Here is a 26323-nt window from a genome sequence, read left to right as displayed (position 1 = left end):
CCGGGACGGAGGCGGAGCGGTGCCGGAGGGTGACGTGCTACGACTGACCGCGCAACGGCTGGACCAGGCGCTGCGTGGTGCGCCGCTCGTGCGTGCCGAGCTGCGCTGGCCGACCGCCGCCGCTGCCGACCTGGTGGGACGCACCGTGCTGTCCTGCGAGTCCTACGGCAAGCACCTGCTGACCCGGTTCGACGACGGCCGCACCCTGCACACGCACCTGCGCATGGAGGGGTCGTGGCGCGTGGAGCGCACCGGGTCCGTGGCGGCCGCGGCCCGCGCCCCGCACGTCCGCGCCGTCCTCGCCACGGAGCGGTGGACCTGCCTCGGCCTGCGGCTCGGGATGCTGGACCTGCTGCGCACCCACGACGAGGCCCGGCTGCTGTCCCACCTGGGCCCGGACGTCCTCGGCGCCGACTTCCCGACCAGTGGGATCGCCGAGGGCGAGCGTCGGCTCGCCGAGCAGGGTACCCGACCGTTGTGCGACGTGCTGCTCGACCAGCGGGTCGTGGCCGGGTTCGGCACCATCTGGATGGCGGAGACGCTGTTCACGCTGCGGTGTCACCCGTGGACCCCCGCCGGCAGCCTCGACGCCGAGGGCAGACGCCGCCTCCTGGGCACCGGTCACCGGCTCCTGTCCCGCAGCGTCGACATCGGCCGCACGCGTGGGCTCGGGGAGGTACCGCGCGCCGTCCACGGGCGGCTCGGCAGCCCGTGCCGCCGGTGCCGCACACCCGTCGAGGTCGGGCAGGCGAACGAGCCGCCCTACGAGCGACCCGTCTTCTGGTGCCCGACGTGCCAGGCCCCCGGGCGGGGCGTGGAGGTCAGCCGACCGGCGTGAGGTCGTCGCGCGGCGAGGTGCCGCGCACCATGCCGGACAGGACGTCCGCCGGGATGGTGTCGGGGATGTGGAGCCCTTCGGCCACGGCGATCCGGTCGCTGACCTCGCGCAGGACGAGGGACAGCGGGACGTCGAGCGCCTCGCAGATCGAGGCCAGCAGCTCGGAGGACGCCTCCTTCTGGCCGCGTTCGACCTCGCTGAGGTAACCCAGCGACACCCGTGCGGCCGAGGACACCTCACGCAGGGTGCGCCCCTGGCGCTGCCGCGCACCGCGCAGCACGTCGCCGATCTCTTGTCGTAGGACGACCATCTCGCGCCCCCTTCCTTCCTCCGGCTCCCCCGGTGCGGGGGTGGCACTACCGTACCGCGACGGACGCACGGCGCGAGCCGGGGTACGAGCATCGATACGAGTTCGTGGCCTGTTGACGATCACACCTGCCCAACGCGCGGGCCGCGGCTTCTGTTCCCGCCGCCGTCGGGCCCGCCGGACCCCCGCACGGTGCGCACAGATCGTTCACGCCGACCCGGAGACGACCTCGACGGCGAGCGCCAGCACCGCGCGGGTCGCCCCGGCCCGCACGGCCGCCCGGTCGCCGGCGAGCTCGCACCGCCGGACCCGGTCGCCGGCCGCCGAGGCGACCGCGACGTAGACGACGCCCGGCGGCGTGCCGTCCTGCGGGTCGGGACCGGCGACGCCGGTCGTGGCCAGCCCGACGTCGGCGCCCGTGACACGCCGGACGCCGTGGGCCATCGCTGCCGCCACGTCGGGGTCGACGGCGCCCCGGTCTGCCAGCAGCCCGCGGTCCACACCGAGCAACGACGCCTTCAGGTCGGTGGCGTAGGCGACGACGCCGCCGCGCAGGACGCTCGAGGCACCAGGCACGTCGACGAGCGCGGCGGTCACCTGTCCACCGGTGAGCGACTCCGCCACCGCGAGGGTCCGACCGTGCCGCCCGAGCTCGGCGAGCAGCCGGGCAGCCGTCATCGCTCCTGCGACGCGTCGGCCGCCGTGCCGTCCGGGCCGCGTCGTCCCTCGCGGCGCAACCGCACGGCCTGGACCACGTAGTCCACACCGGTGACGACGGTCACCGCCACCGCGGCGGCCATGGCCGCCCACGCGACCACCAGGAAGAACGCCGGCAGGTCGGCGTGCGGGAGCAGGAAGAGGCCGATCGCGACGACCTGCAGGACCGTCTTGAGCTTCCCGCCGCGCGAGGCCGGCATGACCGCGTACCGGAGCATGGCCATACGCATGACCGTGATGCCGAGCTCGCGCACCAGGATGACCGTCGGCACCCACCACGGCAGCTCGCCCAACGGCCACCACAGCAGGACCAGCGCCGTCCCCGTCAGGGCCTTGTCGGCGATCGGGTCCAGCAGCTTGCCGAGGTCGGTGACCAGTCCTCGCGACCTGGCGAGGTGCCCGTCCACCTTGTCGCTCAGCGCGGCCAGCAGGAAGATCGCGGTGGCGACGAACCGCCAGGTCATGGACTCGCCGTCGTCGACCAGCAGCGCCACCGCGAAGACCGGGACGAGGGCGATACGGACCATGGTCACGACGTTGGCGATGTTCCACGGCGACGGGGCGGTGTCCATCGCTCCACCCTACTGGCGGTGCGCGACCACCAGGGTTCACCCGCGGGGCCGACGCCCGCGGCCACGACCGGACCACTACGCTCGGCGCATGGACGTCGCGCCGTCCCGACCTCGCACCGACGTCGCCGTCGGACGCCGAGCCCGCCGCGCCGCAGCGGCCGCGCTCGCGGTCGTGGCGCTGCTCCCCGCCTGCGCCGTCCTCGCCCCGGAACCCCGTCCCGGCGCCACCGTCACGATCCTGCCGGACACCTCCCGGGCCAAGATCCTCCCGCCCGAGCCGGTGCCCCCGGCGACCTTCACGCTCGCGGCTGCCGGCGACCTCCTGCCGCACGGTCCCGTCGTGCGCTCGGCCGCGGGCGGGTCCCGGTTCGGCGCCCTGCACACCGGTCTCGATCCGTGGATCGCCGGTGCGGACCTCGCGCTGTGCCACCTGGAGGCCCCCGTGGCGCCGCCGGGCACAGCACCCAGCGGCTACCCGAGCTTCGCGGCGCCGGCGGGGCTCGTCGACGCGCTCGCGCGGCAGGGCTGGGACGGCTGCTCGACGGCGTCGAACCACTCGGTGGACCGCGGCCTGGCCGGCGTCGTGGCGACGCTCGACGCCTTCGACGCCGCGGGTCTCGGGCACGTGGGCACGGCCCGCTCGACGAAGGAGCAGCGGGCGCCGCAGCGCTACCGCCTCCACCGCGGCGGCAGGACAATCGCCGTCACCCACCTGTCCGCCACGTACGGGCTCAACGGGTTGCCGCTGCCCGCCGAGGCACCGTGGGCGGTCGACCTCATCGACGCCGGCGCGTTGGTCGCTGCCGCCGAACGGGCCCGGAGGGACGGAGCCGACGTCGTCCTGGTCAGCCTGCACGCCGGCGCCGAGTACACCGAGACGCTCACCGACCAGCAGACGGACGTGGTCGCCGCTCTCGCGGACTCGGGCGCGGTAGACCTGGTCCTCGGGCACCACGCCCACGTGCCGCAGCGGATCCAGCGGGTCGACGGCGGACCGTCGGGGGACGGCATGTGGGTCGCCTACGGACTCGGCAACATGCTGTCCAACCAGAGCGCGGCGTGCTGCGACGCCCGGACCAGCAACGGTGTGCTGCTCACGGCGACGTTCACCCAGGACCACGGTGCGGCACCGACGCGGGTGACCGACGTGCGCTGGACGGGCACGACGGTCGACATCGCCGCGGGCCACCGGGTCCACGCGCTGCCGGACCTGCTCCGGGGAGCCGCGGCCACGACCCTGGCGCGCGCCGAGCTCGTCGATCGTCGCGACCGGGTTGCGGGCGCCGTCGGCGACGACGCCCGCCGGCGCACCCGCCCGCCGGAACCGACCGGGGAGCCGCCGCGGGTGGTGCCGCGGGTCCGGACGTCGGCGCGGTAGGCGCGGGTTACCGCTCGATGATCGGCAGCGGCCGGTACGACGGCGGCGGGTCCGTGCGCAGCCGACCGTACGTGGCGACGTCGACACGCACCCCGTCGATGAGGAACTTCTCCCGCTCGAGGCCCTCGCGGACGAACCCGGCCGCCCGCGCGACCGCGCCGGAGGCCGGGTTGTTCGTCCGGTGGCCCAGCTCGAGACGGTGCAGCCCGCCCGCGGTCAGCTCGTGGTCCGCGACCGTGGCGGCTGCGCGCTGCGTGAGGCCCCGCCCTCGTGCGGCGGCGGTGGTCCAGTACCAGAACCACCCCGTGCGATGAGCTGCGTCCACGCTGACCGCCACGAGCCCCACGCACTGCCCGCGCTCCTCGAGCGCCCGCGGCCGGTGCGGCCCGTCCGGGTCGACCAGCCGCGCCACGTAGGCGTCCGCCTCCGCCGGAGTGGTCACCGCCCCCTGCCGGGCCATGTCCGGGGCCGACCTGAACGCGGCGAGCACGTCGGCGGCGTCGTCCTGCCGCAACGGCCGCACACAGACGTGCGGGACGGCCGGGTCCGCCCGCGTCACCGCACCGGGTTCTCGGCGTCCGTGTCCGCGCCGTCGTGGTAGTCGACCGCCGTCGGGGGACGGTGCCCGTCGGTGCCGTCGGCGTACGGGTCGCCCGCCGACCCGGAACCGTCGTCGGCCTCCTGGTCGTACGCCGGCGTCGTCTCGCCGCGGATGATCGCCAGCGCACCGGACAGGTCGTCGGGCGCGACCAGCACGTCGCGCGCCTTCGAGCCCTCGGACGGTCCGACGATCTCGCGCGACTCCAGCAGGTCCATCAGCCGGCCGGCCTTCGCGAACCCGACCCGCAGCTTGCGCTGCAGCATCGAGGTCGACCCGAACTGCGTCGAGACCACGAGCTCGGCCGCCTGCAGCAGCAGGTCCAGGTCGTCGCCGATGTCCTCGTCGATCTGCTTCTTCGCCGCCGCCGGGGCGGTGACGTCCTTGCGGTAGGTGGGCTTGAGCTGGGACTTGACGTGCTCGGTGACCGCGTGGACCTCGGACTCGGTGACCCAGGCCCCCTGGACGCGCATCGGCTTGGCGGCCCCCATCGGCAGGAACAGCGCGTCACCCTGGCCGATGAGCTTCTCCGCGCCGGGCTGGTCCAGCACCACGCGCGAGTCCGCCAGGGACGACGTCGCGAACGCCAGTCGGGAGGGCACGTTCGCCTTGATCAGGCCCGTGACCACGTCCACGGACGGCCGCTGGGTGGCCAGCACCAGGTGGATGCCCGCGGCGCGGGCGAGCTGGGTGATGCGCTGGATCGCAGCCTCGACGTCACGGGGCGCCACCATCATCAGGTCGGCGAGCTCGTCGACCACCACGAGCAGGTACGGGTAGGCGGCGACCTTGCGCTCCGAGCCCGGCGGCGGGGTCACCTTGCCCGCCCGGACCGCGGCGTTGAAGTCGTCGATGTGCTTGAAGCCGTAGGTCGCGAGGTCGTCGTAGCGGGCGTCCATCTCCCGCACCACCCAGTCCAGGGCCTCGGCGGCCTTCTTCGGGCTGGTGATGATCGGGGTGATCAGGTGCGGGATGCCCTCGTAGATCGTCAGCTCGACCCGCTTGGGGTCCACCAGGATCATCCGCACCTGCTCCGGCGTGGAGCGCATGAGGATCGAGGTGATCATCGAGTTGATGAAGCTCGACTTACCCGCGCCCGTGGCACCTGCCACCAGGATGTGCGGCATCTTGGCGAGGTTCGCCACCACGAACCCGCCCTCGACGTCCTTGCCCACGCCCATGACCATCGGGTGCTCGGTGCGACGCGCCGCCGACGAGCGCAGCACGTCACCCAGCACCACCGTCTCGCGGTCCGTGTTCGGGATCTCGATGCCGATCGCGGACTTGCCCGGGATCGGCGACAGGATGCGCACGTCCGCGCTCGCCACCGCGTAGGCGATGTTGTTGTTCAACGAGGTGATGCGCTCGACCTTGACCTTCGGGCCCACCTCGACCTCGTAGCGCGTGACCGTCGGGCCACGCGTGAAGTTGGTGACCTTGGCGTCCACGCCGAACTGCTCGAACGTCTCCTCCAGCGCCTCGACGACGCGGTCGTTCGCCGCCGAGCGCGTCTTGTGCGGAGCGCCCTGACCCAGGGAGTCCTCGCTGGGCAGCACGTAGACCGTGTCGCCCGAGAGCATCGGCTGCTCGGCCCGCCCGGCCGGCGCCGGACGCGGCTCGGGCGGCGCCTGCTCCACCGGGCCGGCAGGGACCGGGGCCGGCTTCGTAGCACCCGTGGGCACCACCTGGGTCGCGGCCGAGCGGGGTGCCTTGCCGCGGGCACCACCCTCCGTGCCCGGCTCGGTGGTCGCGGCCTTCTCGAACGCCTCGTCCCCGGCGTACTCGTCCAGCTCGGCCGCCGCGGCCTCCGCGGCCCGCTGCGCCTTCGTCTTGCGGCGACGTCGGCGCGGCTTCTTCTCGTCCGAGCCGTCGTGGCGGGACACGCCATCGGCGAGCTGCAGCTCGTCGTCGGCGGCCCCGGCGTCGACGTGGTTGCCGGTCAGCCGGTCGTACAGCCCGCGCAGTCGCTCAGGGATGCGGTGCACGGGCGTGGCGGTGACCACGAGCAGGCCGAAGAACCCCAGCAGAAGGAACAGCGGGACCGCCACCCACTCGGTGACACCGATCACCACCGGGGTCGCCGTCAGGTAGCCGATGATGCCGCCGGCGTCCTGGACGTCCGCGAACCCGTCGCGCGGCGACGGCGTGCCCTCCGCGATCGCGATGAGCGCGCACACCGAGATGACGATGAGGCTCGCGCCGATCGCCACCCGAGAGTTCGCCTGCCCACGCTCCGGGTGCCGCATCAGCCGGCCCGCGAGCCACAGCAGCAGCACCGGCACGGCGACGCCCGCCAGCCCGACGGTGCCGGCCACGACGGCGTGCACGCCGTCGCCGAAGGCGCCGGGGATGGCCCACCACTCACGGGCCGCGACGACGATCGCGACGGCCACGAGGAAGAAGGCGAGGCCGTCACGGCGGTGCTCGGGTTCCAGGTCTCTTGCTCCCTTGGTGATCGTGCGTGTCACGGCCCCCAGGCCGTGGGCGATGCCCAGATAGGCGCCCCGGACCATCCGGATCGGCCACGGGGGGCCGGTCCGAGCCGGGCGACGCCTGGAGGCGGAACCTCGCTTGGAGGTCGAGGACCGGCCACCGCTGCGCGACCCGGAGGCGCGCTTCGACGGCGCGGACACCGATGCGGTGCGCGCCGTCGAGGCCCGGGCCGACCGGCCGGACCGGCTCGAGCTGCCGGCAGGTCTCCGGGCAGGGCTGCGGGTCGCCATGATGCCCTCACCGTACCCGGCGTCGTCCGGGTCGCACCGCAGGTGAGGGTTGCGTGTCCCGCGTCGACTCGCTCCGCGTCAAGGCCACCGTGCTGACCGGTCGGCCCGCCACTGCACTCGCAGGCTCGCTCCGCGTCAGGCCTCGACTACGACGGGGACGATCATCGGGCGGCGGCGCAGCCGGCGGTTCACCCACTGGCCGATGACGCGCCGCATCACCTGCTGCAGCTGGTAGGTGTCCGTCGCTCCCCCGGCGATGGCGTCCTCGAGCGCCTTGACCACGTCGGGCTGGATGTCGGAGAAGACCGCGTCGTCCTCGGCCATGCCGCGAGCGAGGATCTGCGGCCCGGCCAGCACCTTGCCGGTCGCCGTGTCGACCACGGCGAACACGGAGACGAAGCCCTCCTCGCCCAGCGTGCGCCGGTCCTTGAGCTCGTTCTCCGTGACCTCCCCGACCGAGGACCCGTCGACGAACACGTACCCGCACGGCACGGCACCGACGACCGACGCCTTGCCGTCCACGAGGTCGACGACGACACCGTCCTCGGCCAGGACCACGCGGTCGGCCGGCACGCCGGTGCGCACCGCGAGCGCCGCGTTGGCCACGAGGTGGCGCACCTCGCCGTGGACGGGCATGACGTTCTTGGGACGCAGGATGTTGTAGCAGTAGAGCAGCTCGCCGGCGCTGGCGTGCCCGGAGACGTGCACCTTGGCGTTGCCGGAGTGCACGACGCGGGCGCCGAGCCGGGTCAGGCCGTTGATGACCCGGAACACGGAGTTCTCGTTGCCGGGGATCAGCGAGCTGGCCAGGATCACGGTGTCGCCGTGGCCGATGGAGACCTTGTGGTCGCCGTTGGCCATGCGGCTGAGCGCGGCCATGGGCTCGCCCTGCGAGCCGGTGCACATGTACACGAGTCGGTCGTCGGGCAGGTCGGTGGCCTTGCGCATGTCGACGAGGACGCCGGGCGGCACGTCGAGGTAGCCGAGCTCGGCGGCGATGCCCATGTTGCGGATCATGGACCGGCCGGCGAGGGCGACCTTGCGGCCGTGGGCGTGCGCGGCGTTGAGGACCTGCTGGACGCGGTGCACGTGCGAGGAGAACGAGGCGACGACGATGCGCTTCTCCGCCTGGGCGAAGACGCTGTCGAGCACCGGGCCGATCTCGACCTCGTTGGTCACGAACCCGGGGACCTCGGCGTTGGTGGAGTCGACCATGAACAGGTCGACGCCCTTCTCGCCGAGGCGGGCGAAGGCCCGCAGGTCGGTGACGCGCCCGTCGAGGGGCAGCTGGTCCATCTTGAAGTCGCCGGTGTGCAGCACGGTGCCGGCCTCGGTGGTCACGGCGACGGCGAGCGCGTCCGGGATGGAGTGGTTGACGGCGACGAACTCGAGGCCGAACTCTCCTGCCCGGACGGTCTGACCCTCGGCGACGACGCGCGTGACGGGCCGGATGCGGTGCTCCTTGAGCTTGGCCTCGACGAAGGCGAGGGTGAGCTGGGAGCCGTAGATGGGGATGTCGCGGCGCAGCCGCAGCAGGTAGGGCACGGCGCCGATGTGGTCCTCGTGGCCGTGCGTGAGGACGATCGCCTCGACGTCGTCCATGCGGTCGGCGATGTACTCGAAGTCCGGCAGGATGAGGTCGACGCCGGGCTGGTGGTCCTCGGGGAAGAGCACGCCGCAGTCGATGACGAGCAGCTTGCCGTGGTGCTCGAGGACGGCCATGTTGCGGCCCACCTCGCCGAGGCCGCCGAGGGCGACGATCCGCAGACCGCGCGCGGGCAGCTCGGCGGGCAGGGGTAGTTCGGGGTGAGGGTGGCTCACGGGGCCTCCAGGCCTGTGTTGCGTTACTGAGGTGTGGTGGCGGCGTCCAGGACACCGCCGGCGATGAGGGCGGCGCGCACCGCAGCGACGTCGTCGTCCGTGGCGGCGACGTTCGGCAGGCGCAGCTCGCGGTTGGTGTGCACGCCGAGGATCTCCAGGGCGGCCTTGACCATGACGGCCTGTGCCCCGGCGCCGTTCATGGCGGAGATCACGGGCAGCGTCCCGGTGAAGGCCTCGAGGGCCCCGAAGTGGTCCCCGGCGTCGAAGCGGCGCACGACCTCGGCGAAGGCCGGTGCGACGACGTGACCGGAGACGGAGACGATGCCGGCGGCGCCGTGCGCCAGGAACGGCAGCAGCAGGCCGTCGTCGCCGGCGTACCAGGCCAGGCCGGTGGCCTGGCGCAGGAACGGCACGGAGGCCACGTCACCCGTGGCGTCCTTGGCCGCCACGACCAGGGGGTGCGTGGCGATGCGGGCGTAGGTGGCCGGCGCGATGCGGACACCGGCCCGCCCGGGGATGTCGTAGAGCATGACGGGCAGGTCGGTGGAGTCCGCCACGGTGGCGAAGTGCCGGTACAGGCCCTCCTGGGTGGGCCGGGAGTAGTACGGCGAGACGACGAGGAGGCCGTGCGCGCCCGCTTCCGCGGCCTGCTCCGCCATGCGGACGGCGTGCGCGGTGTCGTTCGAGCCGGCACCGGACAGGACCACGGCCCGGTCCCCGACGGCGTCGACGACGGCGCGCACGAGGTCGGCCTTCTCCGGCGCGTGCGTGACGGGGGCCTCCCCGGTGGTGCCCGAGAGCACGAGACCGTCGTTGCCCTGGTCGACCAGACGCGTGGCCAGCTTCACGGCCGCGTCCAGGTCGACCGCACCCGACTCCGTCATGGGGGTGACCATGGCGGTGAGCACGGCGCCGAACGGGCGCGCAGTGGTACCGGGAAGCGTCATGAGGACACCGTACCGGTCGGTGGGCCTCCGGGGCGCCGCCGTCCCGTCGCCGGACGGGCGTGTCGTGAGACGTCGTGCCAGGCGGCGCAGGGGGGCGCTCCGCGGTGGTGCCGGCCGCCGCGACGGTCACATACTGGACGGCATGACTGCGACGACGCTGCCCCCGGAAGTCCGTGACGTCCCGACCGAGGTCCTGGTCGGTGGATCGTGGCGTCCCGCGTCCGGAGGTGCGACCTTCCCGGTGACCGACCCCGCCACCGAGGAGGTCCTGCGCGAGGTGGCGGACGGCACCGCCGACGACGGCGACGCCGCGCTGGCAGCGGCCCACGCGGCCGCTCCCGCCTGGGCCGCCACGTCGCCGCGCGATCGGTCCGAGCTGCTGCGGTCCTGCTACGAGCAGATCGTCGGGCGCACCGACGAGATCGCCGCCCTCATCACGGCCGAGGGCGGCAAGCCGCTGGCGGAGGCGAGGGCCGAGGTGGCCTACGGGGCCGACTTCTTCCGGTGGTTCGCCGAGCAGGCGGTCCGCGCCCCCGGCCTGGCGCGCACCGCGCCGGCAGGCGCCAACCGGCAGCTGGTCCACCGCCGACCGGTGGGGCCGGCCCTGTTGATCACGCCGTGGAACTTCCCCATCGCGATGGCCACCCGCAAGATCGGGCCCGCCCTGGCCGCCGGCTGCCCCGTGGTGATCAAGCCCGCACAGCTCACGCCGCTGACGACGATGGCGGTCGCCGAGATCGTGCGGGCCGAGCTCGCCCGCCGCGACCTGCCGGCCGGGGTGATCAACGTGGTGCCGACGTCGTCCGCCTCGACGGTGACCGGCCCGCTCCTGGCGGACCCCCGGCTGCGCAAGCTGTCCTTCACCGGGTCGACCGGCGTCGGGCGCAAGCTCCTGGAGCAGGCCGCGGCCCAGGTGCTCCCCTGCTCGATGGAGCTCGGCGGGAACGCGCCGTTCGTCGTGTTCGACGACGCCGACCTCGACGCCGCCGTCGAGGGTGCGGTCGTCGCCAAGCTGCGCAACGGCGGCCAGTCCTGCGTCGCCGCCAACCGGTTCCTGGTCCAGGAGTCCGTCGCCGAGGACTTCGCGGCCCGGCTCGCGCGACGGTTCGAGGGGCTCTCGGTCGGTCCGGGCACCGACGGGCACGACGTCGGCCCTCTGATCGGCGGCGGTGCCGTGACGGACGTGCACGACCTGGTCGCCGACGCCGTCGACCGCGGCGCCACCGTGCGTACCGGCGGCGAGCCGCTCGGCGGGCGGGGCCACTTCTACCCGCCGACCGTGCTGTCCGGGGTGACCCGCGACGCGCGCTGCGTGACCGAGGAGATCTTCGGACCGGTGGCACCCGTGGTGACCTTCGGAAGCGACGACGACGGCATCGCGCTGGCGAACGACACCGAGTACGGACTGGCGGCGTACGCCTGGTCGCGCGGCCTGGACCGTTCGATGCGGGCGGCACACGAGATCGACGCGGGCATGATCGGGGTCAACCGGGGCATGGTCAGCGACGCCAGCGCCCCCTTCGGTGGCATGAAGCAGTCGGGGCTGGGCCGCGAGGGCGGCGAGGCCGGGCTGGAGGAGTACCTGGAGACCGTCTACGTCGCTCTGTGACACACGGCGGCCGGCCGTGGCGCTGATGTGATTTCCTCGGGCGCGTGCACTCCTCGCGTCCCCCCGAGGTCACCGCCGCCGTGCGGCAGGGCCTCAGCATCGCCGTGGCCACCGGGCTGTACGGGATCTCCTTCGGCGCGCTCGGCGTCGTCGCGGGCCTCTCCGTGCCGCAGACGATGGCGCTCAGCCTGCTGCTCTTCTCCGGCGGCTCCCAGTTCGCGCTGATCGGGGTGGTCGCCGCCGGGGGCACCCCGCTCGCGGCCGTGGCCACGTCGACGCTGCTCGGTGTGCGCAACATGCTCTACGGAGCCGTCGTCGCCCCGCTGCTGCAGGTGCGGGGCTGGCGCCGGCTGGCCGCCGCCCAGCTGACCATCGACGAGTCCACGGCGGTCGCCGTCGGGCAGCGCGACCCGCAGGCCGTCCGCGCCGGCTTCTGGACCACCGGCCTGGGCGTCTTCGTCCTGTGGAACCTGTGCACCCTGCTCGGCGCGCTCGCCGGCGACGCCCTCGGCGACCCCCGCGCGTGGGGCCTGGACGCCGCGGCGGGAGCCGCGTTCCTCGCCCTCGTGTGGCCCCGGCTCGCCGCCCGGCAGGCGCAGGCGGTCGCCGCGCTCGCGGTCGCCGTCACGCTGGCGCTGGTCCCGCTCACCCCGGCCGGGATCCCCGTGCTCGCCGCGGCGGCAGCCGCGATCGTCGTCGGCCTCGTGGCACCGCCGGCGCGGCCCGGGCGCGGCGAGGGGCGGGCGGCATGACCCCGACCGTGCTGTGGGCGACCGTCCTCGTCGCCTCGGCGGCCTCGTTCGTGCTGAAGCTCGCCGGGCACCTCGTGCCCGAGCACTGGCTCGCCACCGACCGGGTGCAGCGCAGCTCCGCCCTGGTCACCGTGGCGCTGCTGGTCTCCCTCGTGGTCGTCCAGACCGTCGCCGACGGGCAGGCCGTCGTCGTGGACGCCCGGCTGCCCGCGCTGGCGGTCGCGGCCGTCGCGCTGGCGCTGCGCGCACCGTTCGTCGTCGTGGTCGTGCTCGCGGCGGCCACCGCCGCCGGGCTGCGTGCGCTGGGCTGGGGCTGACGACCGCCGTGCGGCCCTAGGGTGGTGTCATGGCCCTGTTCCGTGAGACCGCCGACGTCTCGGTCCGCCCCGCCGTGCCGGGCGACGAGGACGCCGTGACCCGCATCCAGGTCGAGGCCTGGCGCGCCACCCACGCCGAGACGCTCGGCGGGGCGGTCGACGCCCTGGACACCGCGGCGATGCGCGAGCGCTGGGCGGACGCGATCGCCCGCCCGCCGGCGCCGGGGTGCGCGGTCTTCGTGGCGCTCGAGCGGCAGCGCGTCGTCGGGTTCGGCGCCGTCTCCCCCGACCAGCTCCTGGCCCTGGAGGTCGCGCCCGACGACCGGCAGGCCGGGCACGGCTCCCGCCTGCTCTCCGCCTGCGTGGACCGGCTGCGCTCCGACGGCTCCACCGAGGTCGTCACCTGGGTGCTCGGCGGCGACGAGGGACGGGAACGCTTCCTGTCCTCCTCGGGGCTCGGTCCCGACGGGACGACCCGGCACCTCGCCACCGGGGTGCGCGACGTCGTCGAGCACCGCTGGGCAGCGGCGATCTAGCGATCCTGCCGGCCGTCCTCGGACGGATCCGACTCCGTCCCGGCGTCCTCCCCCGTCCGGGGCGCCTCGCCGGCCGGCGCGGTGCTCCGCCCTGCGCCCGGGTCCGTGTCCGACGGCGTGACGTCCGGGCTCCCGGACGCCTCCGGACCGGTCGTCGGGGCGGGGCCTGCCGTCGGGGCGGGCTCGCCCGTGTCGGCGCCGGACGACGGCGCGTCCCCGGTCAGGCGCGGGCCGGCGGCCCGGGCCGGGGCGGCGTGCGGGTTGGCGGCTCCCAGCACCGACCCGCCCGTGACGACCACACCGACCTTCTCGGCCTGTTCGCGCAGGTCGCGCAGCTCACGGGCGACGGACCGCACGGCGAAGCCCGAGACGATGTTGACCGAGCCGGCCACGAAGGCGAACAGCGCGAAGACGATGGCCACGAGGCGCAGCACGTCCAGGGAGTCCAGCGGGCGCGTCACGAGGAGCATGCCGAACAGCGCCGCCGTGATACCGAACGTCACCATCCACGGCCAACCCAGGTCGCGGTTCCGGGACAGCGCCGCGCCACCGATGATCGCCACGATGCCCAGCACGATCGTCCAGACCGCCAGCACGTAGTACAGCGGGGTGGGATCCAGGCCGGGCCACAGGGCCACGACGGCCCCGAAGACGACGTTGACGCCCGCCTGGGCGAGCCACCAGGCCGAGCCGACCTGCCGCCGGTGCACCAGCCACTGCACCAGGACGAGCACGCCGTCGGCGGCGAGGAACGCGCCGATGAGCAGGCGCAGGATCTCCAGCTCCTCGAGCGGCTCGATCATCAGCAGCAGGCCGAGCACGATGAACACGATCCCGCGCAGCACGGGCAGCCACCACACGCGCCGGAACGGGTTGCGCACCGCTCCCGGCGCCTCGTCGACCGGCCCGTCGACCGGCCCGTCGTGCGACCCCTCGCGGACGGCACCCTCGTCGCGTGTCATACCAGCCCTTCGTCGACGCCTGCTGACCTGCGGCCATGCTAGACGCCGGGGGGCGGCACCGCCCGACCAGGGCGCGGATGACAGGATGAGGCGGTGTCCCACCGCACCGTCCGTGACGCCGCCGCGGGGATCACGGTCCTGGCCGTGGCCAACTTCGTCGCCATCACCACCGAGGTCCTCCCCGTCGGGCTGCTCCCGCAGCTCGCTGCGGGGCTCGGCGTCCCCGAGTCGACGGCGGGCCTGCTGGTCTCGGTCTACGCCTTCGTGGTGGCCGCGTGCGCCGTCCCGCTGACGCTCGCCACCCGCCGGCTCCCCCGCAAGCCCCTGCTGCTGGCGACCGTCGTCGTGTACGCCGTCGCCAACGTCGTCGCGGCGCTCGCCCCGTCGTTCGGCGTCGTGGTGGCCGCGCGCACGCTCGGGGGCGTCGGGCACGCGGTGTTCTTCTCGGTGTCGATCGCCTACGCCGCCCGGCTCGTCTCGCCGCTGTACACCGGACGCTCGGTGACGCTGGTAACCGCGGGCGGCACCGCCGGCTTCGTGCTCGGCGTCCCCCTGTCGACCTCCCTCGGTGCGGCCGTGGGCTGGCGGTGGTCCTTCGCCGTGCTGGCCGCCGTGTGCGCCCTGACGGCCGTGCTCCTGGGGCGCGTGCTGCCACCGGTCGACGCGGCGCCCGCGGCGGCCTCCACCGAGCAGCGTGGAGGCCGCGGCAGGCTCGCGCTCGTGGTGGGGACCAACACGCTGCTGTTCGTCGGCCAGTACACCGTCTACACCTACGTGTCCCTGCTGATGCTGGCCACCGGGCTCGCCGCGGCGTCGGTCGGGCCCGCGCTGCTCGTGTTCGGTGCGCTCGGGATTGTCGGCCTCTGGGCGGCCGGCCGCTACCTCGACCGTCGGCCGCGCACCCTCACCCTGGTCACGATCGCCGTGATGGTCGCGGCGCTGGCCGGGGTCGCGCTCGCCCTGCCGCAGCGCGCCACGGTCCTGGTGGGCCTCGCCGTGTGGTTGGCCGCGTTCGGCGCCGTCCCGGCGGCGTTCCAGACGCTCGCGCTGCGTGCCCGCGGCGCGAGCGAGGACCTGGCCGGCGCCTTCGTCAACGGCACCTCGAACCTCGGGATCGGTCTGGGCGCGGCCCTGGGATCCGTGCTCGTCGCCGGCCCCGGGCTGCCGGCGCTGGCGTGGGCCGGTGCCGGGGCGATGGCGGTCGGCGGCGGGATCGTGCTCGTGGCCCGCCGCGCGTTCCCCCACGACCCGACCGCCGCGCCGAGGAACGACCCTGAGCCGTAGCATCGTCGTGACGGTGCCGTAGCACACCGCTGTCAGGCTGGGACGCATGTCCTCCGACGTCGCAGACCGCTCCGACCGGCGAGGCTCCCGGCACCACCGGCTGGGGCAGCCGACCGAGCCGATGATCACCGAGTACTTCGCCGCGCCGTCGGACGCCCTGGCCGCCACGGTGCTCCACGCCGTCACGGGTCCGGGTACGCCGGCACGCGGCTCGGGCGAACCGCTCTTCGACGCGGTCTCCCTGCCGGCGGTCGACCCGTTCGTCGCGCTGGGTCTGCTCGCCGAGGCGGCGTTCGCCGTCCCCTACGGCGAGGTCACGGCCGACCCGCGGCACGCCCTCGTGGTCGCCGGGCAGGACGCGGGCCCGTTCGTCGTCACGGTGGGCACGGACCTCACGGCCCGGCTGGCCGCGGCGTCACCGCGGGTGCTGTCCTCCGCCGCACGGCGGTGGGCGGCGAGCTCGGCGACGTCGGATCTCGACGGCGACCTGCTCGCGCGGGGGCTGTGCGACCTGGGCGAGCTGGCCTGGCGGGCCGGCGACGTGCGGCACCGGCTCTACTGCTGGACCCGGTGGCCGCAGCAGTGAGGCTCAACCGCTGAACAACGAGGACGCCTTGCGCAGGGCGGCGCGCGCCCGACGGCGGTCCCGGGCGGCGTCGTAGGCGAAGGCCAGGTGGTACCAGGCACGCCAGCTCTCGGGGTCGGCGTCGACCGCCTCCCGCGCGTCGTCGAACGCCACGTCGGCGGCGTCGCGGTCGATGCGGCCGCCCGGGGAGCGCGGGAGGTCGTCGACGGGCAGCGCCCCCTCCGCCGCCAGGGTGTCCGCCATGCGCTGCACCCGTGCGGCGAGCCAGAACTCGCGCGCGATCAGCCCGAGCACCAGCAGCGGGATGATGAGGACGGCCAGACCGATCCCGATCAGCACGGGCTCGCCCGTGCCCAGCATCGCGACCCCGCGACCGCCGATCGCCCAGACGTAGATGCCGAGCAGGACGGTGACCGCGACGGCACCGAGCAGACCTCGCGGCACGCGCCGACGGCCGGCCGCCGGGGCGGGTCCGGTCACGTCAGGTCCAGCACGTGCTCGAGGCCCACCGTCAGCCCCGGGCGCCCGACGACCTCGCGCACGGCGAGCAGGACTCCCGGCATGAACGAGGCACGGTCGAACGAGTCCTGCCGGATCGTGAGCTGCTCGCCCACGTTGCCGAACAGGATCTCCTCGTGAGCCACGAGACCTCGCAGCCGCACGGCGTGCACCCGCACGCCGTCGACGTCGGCACCGCGCGCCTCCCAGCCCGACTCGGTCGCGTCCGGGGACGGCGCCAGGCCCGCGTCGGCCCGTGCCGCCGCGATCGCCGCGGCGGTGTGCCGGGCGGTGCCCGAGGGGGCGTCCACCTTGTTCGGGTGGTGCAGCTCGACGACCTCCGCCGACTCGAAGTAGCGGGCGGCCTTCGCGGCGAACGTCATCGCCAGCACCGCGGAGAGACCGAAGTTGGGCGCGATGAGCACGCCGAGACCGTCCTCGCGCCCGGCGTTCAGCCGGTCGAGGTGCTCGACCACCCGGGACCGGGACGCCTCGTCCCAGCCGGTGGTGCCGACCACGGCGTGCGCGCCGGCGTCGAGGATCGCGTGCACGTTGGCCTCCGTGACCGCCGGGACGGTGAAGTCCACGGCGACCAGGGCGCCGGAGTCGCGCACCGCGGCGCCGACGTCGTCGCCGGCGTCGATCCGCGCGACCAGCTCCAGGCCGTCCGCCTCCTCGACGGCGGCGCACGTGGTGGCGCCCATGCGTCCGGCCGCTCCGACCACGGCCACCGGGACGACGCTGCTGCTCACTGCTGCCTCACTCTCCGAACGGGCCGACGCGCACGATCGAGCGGGGACGCGACGCGAGGTCGGCCGCCAGCTCGCGCACGTCGTCGGCGGTGACGGCGCGGATCCGCGCCAGGGACTCGTCGACCGTGGTCAGCTCGCCGAGCACCAGCTCGGCCTTGCCGAGCCGGCTCATGCGGGACCCGGAGTCCTCCAGACCGAGGACCAGGCCGCCCGAGAGCTGACCCACGGACCGCTCCAGCTCTGCGTCCGTGATGCCGCCGTCGGCCAGCCGCTCCAGCTCGGCCACCATGAGCTCGGTGACGTCGTCGACGCGCGCCGGGGTGCACCCGGCGTACAGGCCGAACAGCCCGAGACCCCCGTGCCCCTGCGCGAACGAGTAGGTGGCATACGCCAGGCCGCGCCGCTCCCGGATCTCCTGGAACAGTCGCGAGGACATGCCGCCGCCGAGGACGGCGTTGAGCACCGTCATCGCGAACCGCCGGTCGTCGGTGGCGCTCAGGCCGGTGGTGCCGACGATCACGTTGGCCTGCTCGACCTGCCGGCGGACCGTCAGCTCCGTCGGCTCGGTGCGCACACCGTCGGACTCGGCGGCGTCGGAGCGGCGCTCGCGCGGGACCGCGTCCGGGTCGAGGTCCCAGCCGCCCTCGGCGAGCACCTCGCCGACCTGCTTGACCAGGACGTCGTGGTCGACGCCGCCCGCTGCGGCCACGACGAGCGTCTCCGGCCGGTAGTGCCAGCGGTAGTGCTCCACGACGGCGTCCCGGGGCACCGCCCGGATCGACTCCGGCGTGCCCCCGATCGGCCGCCCGAGCGGGTGCGAGCCGAGCACGGCCGCCGCGAACCGCTCGTGGACGACCTCGCCCGGGTCGTCCTCGGTCATGGCGATCTCCTCGAGGATCACGCCGCGCTCCGTCTCGAGCTCGTCGGGGTCGAGCCGCGCCGACGTGACCATGTCGCCGATGACGTCGACGGCCATCGCCAGGTCGTCGTCGAGCACCCGCGCGTAGTAGCACGTGTGCTCCTTGCCGGTCGCGGCGTTCGCCTCGCCGCCGACGGCGTCGAACGCCTCGGCGATGTCGAGCGCGCTGCGCCGCGGGGTGCCCTTGAACAGCAGGTGCTCGAGGAAGTGGGTCGAGCCGTGGTGACCGTCGGTCTCGTCCCGCGAACCGACGCCCACCCACGCGCCCACCGTCGCCGAGCGCAGGCCCGGCATCTGCTCGGTGAGCACACGGACGCCGCCGGGCAGGACGGAGCGACGGATCGTCGCTCCCTCCTGCCCGGCGGTCAGCTCGGCACCGGTCGAGCCCGCTGCCACGAGCGGGAGGTGCTGGCCCATACGAGCGGTCAGGCCTCGCTCGGCTGCTCGGCCTGCTCGCCCTCGGCGGGCTGGTCGTCCTCCTCGGTGATCGCGACCAGCGAGAGCTTGCCGCGCGGGTCGATCTCACCGATCTCGACCTGGATCTTCTGGCCGATGGACAGCACGTCGTCGACGTTCTCGACCCGCTTGCCGCCGACCAGCTTGCGCAGCTGGCTGATGTGCAGCAGGCCGTCCTTGCCCGGGGACAGGGAGATGAATGCACCGAACGACGTCGTCTTGACGACCGTGCCGACGAAGCGCTCGCCGACCTCCGGCACGTGCGGGTTGGCGATCGCGTTGATCGACGCCCGCGCGGCCTCGGCGCTCGGGCCGTCCGTCGCGCCGATGTAGACCGTGCCGTCGTCCTCGATGGAGATGTCGGCGCCGGTCTCCTCCTGGATCTGGTTGATCATCTTGCCCTTGGGCCCGATGACCTCGCCGATCTTGTCAACCGGCACCTTGACGGCGATGACGCGCGGGGCGTTCGGCGACATCTCGTCCGGGACGTCGATCGCCTCGGCGAGCACGTCGAGGATCGTCAGGCGCGCGTCGCGGGCCTGACCGAGCGCGGCGGCGAGCACCGACGCCGGGATGCCGTCCAGCTTGGTGTCGAGCTGGATCGCCGTGACGAACTCCCGGGTGCCGGCGACCTTGAAGTCCATGTCGCCGAAGGCGTCCTCGGCGCCGAGGATGTCGGTCATCGCGGCGTAACGGGTGTCACCGTCGACCGTGTCCGAGACCAGACCCATCGCGATGCCGGCGACCGGCGCCTTGAGCGGCACACCGGCGTTCAGCAGCGACAGCGTCGAGGCGCAGACCGAGCCCATCGACGTCGAGCCGTTCGACCCGAGCGCCTCGGAGACCTGGCGGATCGCGTACGGGAACTCCTCGCGGCTCGGCAGCACCGGCACCAGGGCACGCTCGGCGAGCGCGCCGTGGCCGATCTCGCGACGCTTCGGCGAACCGACGCGGCCCGTCTCACCGGTCGAGTACGGCGGGAAGTTGTAGTTGTGCATGTAGCGCTTGCGCGTGACCGGCCCCAGGGAGTCGATCTGCTGCTCCATGCGCAGCATGTTCAGCGTGGTCACGCCCAGGATCTGGGTCTCGCCACGCTCGAAGATGGCCGAGCCGTGCACGCGCGGGAGCACCTCGACCTCGGCGGACAGGGTGCGGATGTCCGCGAGGCCGCGACCGTCGATGCGCACGCCGTCGGTCAGCACGCGCTGACGCACGAGCTGCTTCTGCAGCGAGCGGTAGGCGGCCGACAGCTCCTTCTCGCGACCCTCGAACCGGCCGCCGAGCTCCTCGACCATGCCGGCCTTGATCTCGTCGAGGCGGTTCTCGCGCTCCTGCTTGTCGGCGATGGCCAGCGCCTCGGCGGCGGGGCCCGACACCGCGGACTCGACGGCCGCGTAGGCGTCGTCGGCGTAGTCCGGGAACAGCGGGAACTCGGCGACCTCCTTGGCCGACTGCTGGGCCAGGGAGAGCTGGGCGTCGCACAGCGAGGCGATGAACGGCTTCGCGGCCTCGATGCCCTCGGCCACGACCTGCTCGGTCGGGGCGGTGGCGCCCTCGTTCTTGACCAGGTTCCACGCGTCGTCGGTGGCCTCGGCCTCGATCATCGCGATGGCGACGTCCTCGGAACCGTCGGCCGCGGTGACCTTGCGGCCCGCGACGACCATCTCGAAGACGGCGCGCTCCTTGTCGGAGTACTTCGGGAACGCGACCCACTGGTCGTCGATCAGCGCGATGCGCACGGCACCGGCCGGGCCGGAGAACGGCAGACCGGAGATCTGCGTCGACGCCGAGGCCGCGTTCATCGCGAGCACGTCGTAGGCGTCGTCCGGGTGCTGGGCCATGACCGTGATGACGATCTGGACCTCGTTGCGCAGCCCCTTGACGAACAGGGGGCGCAGCGGACGGTCGGTCAGGCGGCAGGTCAGGATCGCCTCGGTCGAGGGGCGGCCCTCGCGGCGGAAGAACGAACCGGGGATGCGCCCGGCGGCGTACATCCGCTCCTCGACGTCCACCGTCAGCGGGAAGAAGTCGAAGTGGTCCTTGGGGTGCTTGCCGACCGCGGTGGTCGACAGCAGCATGGTCTCGTCGTCGAGGTACGCCGACACGGCGCCGGCGGCCTGCCGGGCCAGGCGGCCCGTCTCGAAGCGGACGGTACGGGTGCCGAAGCGGCCGTTGTCGATGACGGCCTCGGCGAACTGGATCTCGGGACCCTCCACGGGTGCCCTCCTTGCTCTCGAAAGGCGCCGCCCACCCGAGCGACGGTCTTCGATCGAGGCCCCCGGAGCACGCCGGTCGACCGGCGGATCGGGAGGCCACTACCGAGGACCGGACGACGGCCCGGCGGCGCGGTGTGCGGGTACTACTAGGACATCACACCAGACCGGCCCGGCCCCTGCGACAGGGACCGGGCCGGCGGCGACGTCAGCGGCGCAGGCCGAGGCGCTCGATGAGCGCGCGGTAGCGCTGGATGTCGACCTTCTGCAGGTAGCCGAGCAGACGGCGGCGCTGGCCGACCAGCAGGAGCAGGCCACGACGCGAGTGGTGGTCCTGCTTGTGGCTCTTGAGGTGCTCGGTGAGGTCGGTGATCCGCTGGGTCAGCAGAGCGATCTGCACCTCCGGCGAGCCGGTGTCGCCCTCGTGAGTCGCGTACTCGGTGATGATGGACTGCTTCGTGGCAGCGTCGAGCGGCATGGCTCTCCTTCTGGTGTCGTTGCGCGGTGCTCCGGGACTTCTTCACCGGGCGCTCTGTGTCCGCGGCCGATCTACGGCACCCCACATCGTACCAGCGCACCACGTCGTCCCCGCACCCCACGGGCGCGGGGACGACGTGGCGGGCGCCACTGCGAGCGGCGGCGCCACGCGCGGCTCAGGCGTCGCCGTCGAGCCCGGCCGGCCGGCCGTCCACCTCCCGGAAGGTGCCGTCCGCCTGCGGGAGGACCCCGGCGAACTGCAGCAGGTCGGGCAGCGTGGTGATCATCCGCCCGTCCTCCAGCCGCACCCCGTCCGCCGGCGTCCACGGGTCGGGCGTGCGAAGGAACGAGTCGTCGTCGTGCCGCAGCAGGTAGACGAACGTCTCCGCGAGGATCCGGCTGCCCACCTCCCCGAGGAAGTTCCCGTTGCCCTGGACCGCGGCCTCCTGCAGCACGTAGTACCACAGCGGCGTCCTGCCCGCGCCGATCCGGTCGAGAGCGGCCCCGACCTCCGGCGCGGCGCCCGCGATGAGCTGCTCGCGGGTCAGGGGCGCCGCACCGAGCTCCCGGGCGACCTCCTCCCCCGTCGGCAGGGCCAGCATGTAGCCGCGCAGCAGGTTGCGCTGGGCGAGCTGCTTGAGGATCGCGCTCATCCTGGCGGTCATCGGGTTCCCGTCGGGACCCGCCGGGACCTTCGACGGGTCGAGCGGGTCGCCGTCGTCGTCGACCTCCCCGAACCCCTCCTTGAGCATGACCCGCAGCCCATCGGCGAGGAACGGATCGATCTTGCGGGCCTTGTGGTTGGTGGCCGGGTCGCCCTTGTCGACGAAGCGGGCCCAGTCGACCGGCCAGTTCGACGGCAGCGTGTCCAGGGGACCGGCCGGGCTCGGCGAGAGCCCGCCGCCGCCGGTGAACCGGAAGAGGTCCTCCAGGGAGGCGAACGGCGCCACCACGCCCTCGGCACCGAAGTTGCGGTTGTGGTCGTAGCCGTTGCGCACCATCGAGTGGCCGAACCGGAACGCCGCGACCGCGAACTCCAGCGGCATCGCGATCGAGCGCAGCGGCCGGAACCGCAGCCGGTACTCGTGCAGCACCTGGTCGAGCACGCCCGGCTTGGTCAGGGTGCGCAGGTAGTCGTGCAGCACCAGCCACTGGTAGTGGTGGCACACGAGCGTGCGCGCCCGCTCGAACGTGGCGCGCCCGTCCGCGGCGAGCCACGGCTCGGTCACCCGCACCCAGTCGACGACGGCGTTGTGGAACCGGATGTGCGCCACGTGCAGCTGCGCGACCACGAGGTTCTCGTCGTTGCGCCCGTCCGGGATCTTCACCGCACGACGCAGGTCCGGGTTGGCGGCGTCGGCCGCCTCCTGCTCCGAGAACCGCGGCAGGTCGCGCTGGGTGTCGCCCGCCGGGTCGATCTCGTCGCCGACGGGTACCGGCGTGAGCCGTCCGAGCGCGAGCTTGGCGGGGTCGGACGTGGCGTAGGCGACCTCGCTGCGGGTGGCACCGCCCGGCTCCCCCGGGAACCGGGGGCCGCTGCCGTACATGCTGTCCAGGTTCAGCGACGGGTGCCGCCCGTTGTGCAGGCTCGCCGTGACGACGTCGGGAGCCATCACGGTGAACGGCTCGTTGAGGATGTCGCCGAGCACCAGGTCGCCCGACCCGTCGCCCGTGCTGTCGGGGCCGTTGGTGTTGAGCGTGATGTCGTGGTCGATGAACTGGCCCCAGTAGGTGTACACGGCGGGGACCGTCGAGTCCTGCGCCGGGTCGCGCCCGTCGGACTCGATCATCGCGGCCCCGAGGTCCTCGAGGGCCGAGACCACCTCGGCGACGGTCGCCGGGTCGTCGGACGGCAGGTGGGAGGCGGGGAACCGCGCCCGGAGCCGGCCGAACAGGTAGTCGAAGGACGTCGTCGCGTCGAACCGGCCGCTGCGGTAGTCGGAACGGACGGCGTCGGCGGTCCGGGGCAGGAACGCCGCGTCGGAGGTGCGGGGGTCCGCGTCCTGGGCCCCGGGCGTCTCGGGCACGACGCTGCCCCCGTGGCCGACCTGGCGGACGGTGCGCCCGACGGGCGACTGGTTGAGGTCGACACGCACGTCCGGCTCGGACGGTGCGCTCGACGGACTGGCGGTGGTCCCGGCGTCGTGCTGGTCGACGTCGCCGGTGGTCTGCTGAGCCTCCATGGCCCTGCCTCTCGTGAGAGGACGGTCGCAGCGGGCAGGCGTCCGCTGCCGGGGACGCGTCGGCACGACGTCGGTCCGTCGGCGGGTGCGCGTCGATGCGGCACGCGAGCCGACGCCCTCCCGGGCCGTGGGTCGGCAGGCTGCGTCGCGACCGGGATCGCAGGATCCCCGACCAGGATCACCCCTGGCGCTGTCCGGAGGGAAGGGGGTGCCCGCGCCGGTGATACACCTCCACGGATTTCACCCGCTGGGTCGGGTCAGCGCCCGGCACCGACCAGGATCCGACGGGCCCGGGCGACGTCGTCGTGCATCTGTGCGACCAGCGGCTCGATGCCGTCGAACCGCAGCGTGGGCCGCAGGTGGTCCACCAGCTCGAGGACGATGTCCTCGTCGTACAGGTCCAGGTCGGTGCGGTCCAGGACGTACGCCTCGACGCGGCGCTGGACCCCGTCGAACGTGGGGTTCGTGCCGATCGAGATCGCCGCGGGAAGCCGCACGTCAGGGTGCTGCGGCGCGGTGCGGGCCAGATCCGGGCGGTACAGCCAGCCGGCGTAGACGCCGTCGGCCGGGACCATCCCCGCGATGTCGCCCAGGTTGGCGGTGGGGAACCCCAGCTCGCGACCCCGGGCGTCCCCGTGGACCACGGTGCCGCGTACCCGGTGCGGGCGCCCGAGCACGTCGGCGGCCTGGGCGACGGCGCCCTCGGCGAGCAGCGCCCGCGCCGCCGAGCTCGACCACCGCGCATGCTGCCCGGCGGCGGGGTCCGCGTCCGGCTCACCGACGTCGTCCACGGCGACGACCTCGAACCCGTGCACTCCCCCGAGCTCCACCATCGTGGCCAGGGTGCCGGCGTTGCCCGCACCGAAGCGCACGTCGTGCCCGACGACGACGCTCCGCGCGCCGAGCGCTCCGGTGAGGTAGCGGGTGACGAACTCCTCGGGGCTCTGGGCAGCGAACTCCAGCGAGTACGGGACCACCAGGACCGCGTCGAGGCCCGTGCCGGCCAGGAGGTCGAGCCGGTCGGTCAGCCCCGTGAGGAGCTCGGGCGCGGACTCGGGCCGGTGCACCGCGGCGGGGTGCGGGTCGAACGTGACCGCCACCGCCGAGCGGTCGTCGCCGTGGGCGAGGCGGACCAGCCGTTCGAGCACGGCCCGGTGACCGCGATGGACCCCGTCGAAGTTGCCGATCGTCACCGCGGACGGGCCGAATCCGTCGGGGACCTGCTCCAGGTCGGTGAACACCTGCACGCCGATCGGGCTCCTCGCTCGCTTCCGGGCCGACGCCGTGGCCGGCGCCGACGGACCAGGATAGACCCGGCGCGGCGGTCGGGTCGGACGGTTCACGCGGGAGCGAGCACCAGCACCGGCTTGGCGAGACGTTCGCCACGGCGCGTGGTGTCCTCCAGCAGCGCGACCAGGGTGCCGTCCGGGGCCAGCGCCGCGACCGTGCCCGGCAGTGCGGAGGGCTGGATCCACTGCCCGTAGGCCAGCGCCCGGGCCTCGGCCGCGGTGAGCTCGCGGACCGCGAAGGTGCTGCGCGCCGCCTCGGCGAGCGGCACGGTCGCGAGCACGCCGTCGGCGTCGGCCTGCCGCTCGAGCTCCTCCAGCGTGCGGGCGCCCGCGACGGTGTACCCGCCGACGCGCGTGCGCCGCAGGGCGGTGAGATGGCCGCCGACGCCGAGCGCGGCACCGAGGTCCCGCGCCAGCGCGCGCACGTACGTGCCCGACGACACCACGACCCGCACGTCGACGTCGACGACGGGGACGCCCCGGGCCGAGCTCTCGCGGACCGCGACGACGTCGAAGGTCGAGACGGTGACCGGACGGGCGGCGAGCTCGACGTCCTCGCCGGCCCGCGCGCGGGCGTAGGCACGCCTGCCGTCGACCTTGATCGCGCTGACCGTGCTCGGCACCTGCTGGACGTCGCCGGTCAGCGCCGCGACCTCGCGGTCGAGCGCGGCCCGGTCGATCCCCCGGCCGACGCCGGCCGACGCGGACGGCTCGCCCTCGGCGTCGTCCGTGGTCGTGGAGATCCCCAGCCGGACCGTGGCGTCGTAGGCCTTGTCGGCTCCCACGACGTAGGTCAGCAGCTTCGTGGCCCGGCCGACGCCGACGACGAGCACGCCCGTGGCCATCGGGTCGAGCGTGCCCGCGTGACCGACCTTGCGGGTGCCGGCCAGCCGCCGGCACCGACCGACCACGTCGTGACTGGTCCAGCCGGCGGGCTTGTCGACCACCAGGAACCCGTCGGCCGCCGTCGGCCGCCTCGCGGGACGCTCACGCGCGTCGCTCATGTCCCTCCCCGGGCCGCTGTGGGCCGGAAATCTGCAGGTCCCCGGGTGGCAGGACCTGCAGGTTTCATGCCCACAGCGCTGTCAGTCCTCGTCGTCGGCCGTGCGGTACGGGTCGGCGTCGCCGGCCGGGAGCTTGCCCTCGCGGAGCGCCGCGAGCTCGGCGTCCCGGCGACGTGCCTCGAGCAGCGCGGCATCCAGGTGCGCGGCCGTCTCCGGCACCGAGTCCAGGTGGAACTCCACGCTGGGGGTCAGACGCACTCCAGTCTGCTTGCCGACCTCGGAACGGATCATGCCCTTGGCGCTCTCCAGAGCCGCTGCCGTACCGGCGTGCGCCTCCTCGTCGCCGTAGACCGTGTAGAACACCGACGCCTGCTGCAGGTCGCCGGTCACCCGCACGTCCGTGATGGTCACGAAACCCAGCCGCGGGTCCTTGATCCGGCCGTCCAGCAGCTGCGCCACGATCTCCTTGATGCGGTCCGCCAGCCGGCGTGCCCGTGGGTTCTCGCTCATCCGTCCTCCTCTTCAGACGACGCCGACGGCGCCCCGCCCACCCACCGTAGTGGCGGGCGGTGCGGGACGCCGTCG

General features: G+C 74.0%; 26 protein-coding genes. 9 read left to right on the top strand and 17 right to left on the bottom strand.

Annotation, left to right across the window (positions count from 1 at the left end):
* Positions 1–34 precede the first annotated feature (34 nt).
* Positions 35–838: a DNA-formamidopyrimidine glycosylase family protein gene (locus HDG68_RS12065; protein WP_343037556.1), complete on the top strand. Its 804-nt coding sequence runs from the start codon at positions 35–37 to the stop codon at positions 836–838.
* Here the strand turns inward: HDG68_RS12065 and HDG68_RS12060 are convergent.
* The 3 genes from HDG68_RS12060 to pgsA all read right to left on the bottom strand — a co-directional run bounded on the left by HDG68_RS12060 (position 822) and on the right by pgsA (position 2434).
* Positions 822–1217, bottom strand: coding sequence for a helix-turn-helix domain-containing protein (locus HDG68_RS12060; protein WP_425483764.1), 396 nt, complete (start codon positions 1215–1217; stop codon positions 822–824). The two genes, HDG68_RS12065 and HDG68_RS12060, sit on opposite strands and share 17 nt — an antisense overlap.
* A gap of 135 nt (positions 1218–1352) precedes the next feature.
* On the bottom strand, positions 1353–1823 hold the full coding sequence (locus HDG68_RS12055) for a CinA family protein (RefSeq protein ID WP_172152415.1): 471 nt from the start codon (positions 1821–1823) through the stop codon (positions 1353–1355).
* Complete coding sequence (gene pgsA / locus HDG68_RS12050) at positions 1820–2434, bottom strand: CDP-diacylglycerol--glycerol-3-phosphate 3-phosphatidyltransferase (protein ID WP_172152413.1); 615 nt, start codon at positions 2432–2434, stop codon at positions 1820–1822. Before pgsA ends, HDG68_RS12055 begins: the two co-directional genes overlap by 4 nt.
* 88 nt (positions 2435–2522) lie before the next feature.
* On the opposite strand from pgsA, the gene HDG68_RS12045 reads away from it, so the two are divergent.
* Positions 2523–3812 carry a CapA family protein gene (locus HDG68_RS12045; RefSeq protein ID WP_172152411.1) on the top strand — a complete coding sequence of 430 codons (1290 nt, stop codon included), beginning with the start codon at positions 2523–2525 and terminating at the stop codon, positions 3810–3812.
* Between the two features lie 7 nt (positions 3813–3819).
* Here HDG68_RS12045 and HDG68_RS12040 read toward each other — a convergent pair whose 3' ends face one another.
* Both HDG68_RS12040 and HDG68_RS12035 read right to left on the bottom strand, forming a co-directional pair.
* Positions 3820–4371 (bottom strand): GNAT family N-acetyltransferase, encoded by a 552-nt coding sequence (locus HDG68_RS12040; RefSeq protein WP_172152409.1) that lies wholly within the window; start codon positions 4369–4371, stop codon positions 3820–3822.
* Complete coding sequence (locus HDG68_RS12035) at positions 4368–6923, bottom strand: FtsK/SpoIIIE family DNA translocase (RefSeq protein ID WP_172152407.1); 2556 nt, start codon at positions 6921–6923, stop codon at positions 4368–4370. The genes HDG68_RS12040 and HDG68_RS12035 overlap by 4 nt, the downstream gene beginning before the upstream one ends.
* 58 nt (positions 6924–6981) lie before the next feature.
* Here HDG68_RS12035 and HDG68_RS12030 point away from each other — a divergent pair, with 58 nt between their 5' ends.
* Complete coding sequence (locus tag HDG68_RS12030) at positions 6982–7179, top strand: hypothetical protein (RefSeq protein ID WP_172152405.1); 198 nt, start codon at positions 6982–6984, stop codon at positions 7177–7179.
* Positions 7180–7268: 89 nt separating this feature from the next.
* Here the strand turns inward: HDG68_RS12030 and HDG68_RS12025 are convergent, their stop codons facing one another.
* Both HDG68_RS12025 and dapA read right to left on the bottom strand, forming a co-directional pair.
* Positions 7269–8954 (bottom strand): RNase J family beta-CASP ribonuclease, encoded by a 1686-nt coding sequence (locus HDG68_RS12025; protein WP_172152403.1) that lies wholly within the window; start codon positions 8952–8954, stop codon positions 7269–7271.
* 23 nt (positions 8955–8977) lie between these two features.
* Complete coding sequence (gene dapA, locus HDG68_RS12020) at positions 8978–9901, bottom strand: 4-hydroxy-tetrahydrodipicolinate synthase (RefSeq protein WP_172152401.1); 924 nt, start codon at positions 9899–9901, stop codon at positions 8978–8980.
* Positions 9902–10043: 142 nt separating this feature from the next.
* Between dapA and HDG68_RS12015 the strand changes: the two genes are divergently transcribed.
* Genes HDG68_RS12015 through HDG68_RS12000 form a run of 4 tightly spaced genes read left to right on the top strand, consistent with a single transcriptional unit; the run spans position 10044 to position 13115 of the window.
* A complete protein-coding gene (locus HDG68_RS12015) occupies positions 10044–11510 on the top strand; it encodes an NAD-dependent succinate-semialdehyde dehydrogenase (protein WP_172152399.1) in 1467 nt (488 codons plus the stop codon).
* Positions 11511–11554: 44 nt separating this feature from the next.
* The gene (locus HDG68_RS12010) at positions 11555–12262 is read left to right on the top strand and encodes an AzlC family ABC transporter permease (protein WP_172152397.1); all 708 of its coding nucleotides are present in this window, start codon (positions 11555–11557) and stop codon (positions 12260–12262) included.
* Positions 12259–12579, top strand: a complete 321-nt coding sequence (locus tag HDG68_RS12005; RefSeq protein WP_172152395.1) for an AzlD domain-containing protein — start codon at positions 12259–12261, stop codon at positions 12577–12579. Before HDG68_RS12010 ends, HDG68_RS12005 begins: the two co-directional genes overlap by 4 nt.
* 29 nt (positions 12580–12608) lie before the next feature.
* Complete coding sequence (locus tag HDG68_RS12000) at positions 12609–13115, top strand: GNAT family N-acetyltransferase (RefSeq protein WP_172152393.1); 507 nt, start codon at positions 12609–12611, stop codon at positions 13113–13115.
* Here HDG68_RS12000 and HDG68_RS11995 read toward each other — a convergent pair.
* A complete protein-coding gene (locus HDG68_RS11995; RefSeq protein WP_172152391.1) occupies positions 13112–14077 on the bottom strand; it encodes an HdeD family acid-resistance protein in 966 nt (321 codons plus the stop codon). The two genes, HDG68_RS12000 and HDG68_RS11995, sit on opposite strands and share 4 nt — an antisense overlap.
* 93 nt (positions 14078–14170) lie before the next feature.
* Here HDG68_RS11995 and HDG68_RS11990 point away from each other — a divergent pair, with 93 nt between their 5' ends.
* Both HDG68_RS11990 and HDG68_RS11985 read left to right on the top strand, forming a co-directional pair.
* On the top strand, positions 14171–15361 hold the full coding sequence (locus HDG68_RS11990) for an MFS transporter (protein ID WP_172152389.1): 1191 nt from the start codon (positions 14171–14173) through the stop codon (positions 15359–15361).
* A 46-nt stretch (positions 15362–15407) separates the two neighbouring features.
* Positions 15408–15947 (top strand): hypothetical protein, encoded by a 540-nt coding sequence (locus HDG68_RS11985; RefSeq protein WP_246253868.1) that lies wholly within the window; start codon positions 15408–15410, stop codon positions 15945–15947.
* Positions 15948–15950: 3 nt separating this feature from the next.
* On the opposite strand, the gene HDG68_RS11980 is transcribed toward HDG68_RS11985, so the two are convergent.
* The 9 genes from HDG68_RS11980 to rbfA all read right to left on the bottom strand — a co-directional run bounded on the left by HDG68_RS11980 (position 15951) and on the right by rbfA (position 26248).
* On the bottom strand, positions 15951–16427 hold the full coding sequence (locus tag HDG68_RS11980; protein WP_172152387.1) for a hypothetical protein: 477 nt from the start codon (positions 16425–16427) through the stop codon (positions 15951–15953).
* A complete protein-coding gene (gene dapB, locus HDG68_RS11975) occupies positions 16424–17197 on the bottom strand; it encodes a 4-hydroxy-tetrahydrodipicolinate reductase (RefSeq protein ID WP_343037555.1) in 774 nt (257 codons plus the stop codon). The genes HDG68_RS11980 and dapB overlap by 4 nt, the downstream gene beginning before the upstream one ends.
* Before the next feature lie 7 nt (positions 17198–17204).
* Complete coding sequence (locus tag HDG68_RS11970; protein ID WP_172152385.1) at positions 17205–18533, bottom strand: M16 family metallopeptidase; 1329 nt, start codon at positions 18531–18533, stop codon at positions 17205–17207.
* 8 nt (positions 18534–18541) lie between these two features.
* Entirely contained in the window at positions 18542–20788 is a 2247-nt protein-coding gene (locus HDG68_RS11965) for a polyribonucleotide nucleotidyltransferase (protein ID WP_172152383.1), read from the bottom strand.
* Between the two features lie 205 nt (positions 20789–20993).
* Positions 20994–21263 (bottom strand): 30S ribosomal protein S15, encoded by a 270-nt coding sequence (rpsO, locus tag HDG68_RS11960; protein WP_172152381.1) that lies wholly within the window; start codon positions 21261–21263, stop codon positions 20994–20996.
* Between the two features lie 175 nt (positions 21264–21438).
* A complete protein-coding gene (locus tag HDG68_RS11955; RefSeq protein WP_172152380.1) occupies positions 21439–23445 on the bottom strand; it encodes a peroxidase family protein in 2007 nt (668 codons plus the stop codon).
* A gap of 257 nt (positions 23446–23702) precedes the next feature.
* Complete coding sequence (locus tag HDG68_RS11950; RefSeq protein WP_172152379.1) at positions 23703–24692, bottom strand: bifunctional riboflavin kinase/FAD synthetase; 990 nt, start codon at positions 24690–24692, stop codon at positions 23703–23705.
* 92 nt (positions 24693–24784) lie between these two features.
* Positions 24785–25738 (bottom strand): tRNA pseudouridine(55) synthase TruB, encoded by a 954-nt coding sequence (truB, locus tag HDG68_RS11945; RefSeq protein ID WP_172152378.1) that lies wholly within the window; start codon positions 25736–25738, stop codon positions 24785–24787.
* Between the two features lie 81 nt (positions 25739–25819).
* Positions 25820–26248 carry a 30S ribosome-binding factor RbfA gene (gene rbfA, locus HDG68_RS11940; protein ID WP_172152377.1) on the bottom strand — a complete coding sequence of 143 codons (429 nt, stop codon included), beginning with the start codon at positions 26246–26248 and terminating at the stop codon, positions 25820–25822.
* Between the last annotated feature and the right edge of the window lie 75 nt (positions 26249–26323).

The sequence above is a fragment of the Isoptericola chiayiensis genome, assembly GCF_013149805.1.
GTDB classification, from domain to species: domain Bacteria; phylum Actinomycetota; class Actinomycetes; order Actinomycetales; family Cellulomonadaceae; genus Isoptericola; species Isoptericola chiayiensis.
The sequence above is the reverse complement of the archived record's forward strand: the minus strand, read 5'-3'. Positions and strand labels throughout refer to the sequence as shown.

Coding starts and splice junctions, on each gene's coding strand:
- HDG68_RS12055 (WP_172152415.1), bottom strand. CDS start 1,823: ATGACGGCTGCCCGGCTGCTCGCCGAGCTCGGGCGGCACGGTCGGACC.
- pgsA (WP_172152413.1), bottom strand. CDS start 2,434: ATGGACACCGCCCCGTCGCCGTGGAACATCGCCAACGTCGTGACCATG.
- HDG68_RS12045 (WP_172152411.1), top strand. CDS start 2,523: ATGGACGTCGCGCCGTCCCGACCTCGCACCGACGTCGCCGTCGGACGC.
- HDG68_RS12035 (WP_172152407.1), bottom strand. CDS start 6,923: ATGGTCCGGGGCGCCTATCTGGGCATCGCCCACGGCCTGGGGGCCGTG.
- dapA (WP_172152401.1), bottom strand. CDS start 9,901: ATGACGCTTCCCGGTACCACTGCGCGCCCGTTCGGCGCCGTGCTCACC.
- HDG68_RS12015 (WP_172152399.1), top strand. CDS start 10,044: ATGACTGCGACGACGCTGCCCCCGGAAGTCCGTGACGTCCCGACCGAG.
- HDG68_RS12005 (WP_172152395.1), top strand. CDS start 12,259: ATGACCCCGACCGTGCTGTGGGCGACCGTCCTCGTCGCCTCGGCGGCC.
- HDG68_RS12000 (WP_172152393.1), top strand. CDS start 12,609: ATGGCCCTGTTCCGTGAGACCGCCGACGTCTCGGTCCGCCCCGCCGTG.
- HDG68_RS11995 (WP_172152391.1), bottom strand. CDS start 14,077: ATGACACGCGACGAGGGTGCCGTCCGCGAGGGGTCGCACGACGGGCCG.
- HDG68_RS11985 (WP_246253868.1), top strand. CDS start 15,408: ATGTCCTCCGACGTCGCAGACCGCTCCGACCGGCGAGGCTCCCGGCAC.
- HDG68_RS11970 (WP_172152385.1), bottom strand. CDS start 18,533: ATGGGCCAGCACCTCCCGCTCGTGGCAGCGGGCTCGACCGGTGCCGAG.
- rpsO (WP_172152381.1), bottom strand. CDS start 21,263: ATGCCGCTCGACGCTGCCACGAAGCAGTCCATCATCACCGAGTACGCG.
- HDG68_RS11955 (WP_172152380.1), bottom strand. CDS start 23,445: ATGGAGGCTCAGCAGACCACCGGCGACGTCGACCAGCACGACGCCGGG.
- truB (WP_172152378.1), bottom strand. CDS start 25,738: ATGAGCGACGCGCGTGAGCGTCCCGCGAGGCGGCCGACGGCGGCCGAC.
- rbfA (WP_172152377.1), bottom strand. CDS start 26,248: ATGAGCGAGAACCCACGGGCACGCCGGCTGGCGGACCGCATCAAGGAG.